Annotated in this window: 2 protein-coding genes; both read left to right on the top strand. The window is 31.9% G+C overall.

Annotated elements, in window-relative coordinates:
- The coding region (locus CD111_RS10245; RefSeq protein ID WP_206124256.1) for an urease accessory protein UreD at positions 1 to 439 on the top strand (439 nt) is incomplete at its 5' end.
- A 53-nt stretch (positions 440 to 492) separates the two neighbouring features.
- Positions 493 to 1,492: HoxN/HupN/NixA family nickel/cobalt transporter (locus CD111_RS10240; RefSeq protein ID WP_103268507.1), on the top strand; the 1,000-nt coding region annotated here is incomplete at its 3' end.

The following is a 1,492-nucleotide window of genomic DNA, read 5'->3' as shown; positions in this document are numbered from 1 at the left end:
AGCTACAAGTGCACTTTTTTATACTGATATATTAACACCAGGCTACGATGAACAAGGAGATACCTTTACTTATACACAATTACATTTATTAAGTGAAATCTATATAGACGAGAAATTGGTACTATTTGATAATATGAAATTAGTACCAAATCATCAGAAAATAGGTGAAATTGGATTTATGGAAGGTTATACACACTTAGGTTCTTGTTACTGTATACATCCGGATATTAATCAAAAACTCATTGATGAAATATCCGAGCTGCTATATCAAGAGCAAGGTGAGTTAAGAGTAGGAATCAGCAAGATGAGTGTGCCTGGATTTAGTTTACGCATACTAAGTACGACAACATATGAAATAGAAAAACTACTCATTATTGTTCAAAAATTTATAAACGAAAGACTATATAATCGTAACGTAGCATTTTTAAGAAAATACTAAAATTAAATATTCAGGTCATTAACCGTATTAATTTGTAAAAAGTGAGGCATAACATGATTAAATCAAGTAATAGTTGGAAGTCTTCCATCCCATATATATTATTTGTAATACTCTTACATGTATTAGGTATATGTTTAGTGATATCAGCATCAAGTTCAAATCATCTTATAGTGAGTATGGCTGTTGTAGCGTACACATTAGGTATGAGACATGCATTTGATCCAGACCATATTGCAGCTATCGATAATAGTGTTAGAAAATTATTGCAAGATAAACAAAAAACATTAGGAGTAGGCTTCTACTTTTCATTGGGACATTCTACTGTGGTGTTATTAATGTCGATAGCACTAGGCTTATCGGTAGGCTGGGCAAAACAATATATGCCTAATCTACAGCATATTGGTGGGATTATCGGAATGAGCGTTTCAGGAACATTCCTAATACTAATTGGTATCATTAATTTAATATTACTTATACAACTGTTTAAAATATTTAAAAATTTGAATAATCAAAACGTGGGAAATGATCAGTTAGAAAAAATTCTAACAAGCAGAGGATTATTTTCCAGAATGATTGGACCATTTTATAAAGTACTTAATAAAGAATGGCATCTATACCCATTAGGTTTCTTATTCGGATTGGGGTTTGATACAGCAAGTGAAATAGCATTATTATCATTATCAGCAACAACAGCTCACGCCTCATTTACAATTTCAGGCATCCTAGCATTACCAATACTATTCGCAGCAGGTATGTCACTGTTCGATACCTTTGATGGTATATTAATGACGAGAGCCTATGATTGGGCATTTGTAAAACCGATACGTAAGCTTTATTACAATATAACGATTACAGCAATCTCAGTCATAGCAGCAATTGTAATTGGCATGATAGAAATATTGCAAATCACAGCCGAAAATCTTAATCTATCCGGAACATTTTGGGAATTTACCCAAAGTATATCATTAGAATGGTTAGGATATATATTAGTAGTGTTATTCTTATTATCCTGGATACTATCATTTGTGGTTTGGAAAGTTTTTAACATAGAAG

Source organism: Mammaliicoccus stepanovicii (assembly GCF_002902525.1).
GTDB classification, from domain to species: Bacteria; Bacillota; Bacilli; order Staphylococcales; family Staphylococcaceae; genus Mammaliicoccus; species Mammaliicoccus stepanovicii.
The sequence above is the reverse complement of the archived record's forward strand: the minus strand, read 5'-3'. Positions and strand labels throughout refer to the sequence as shown.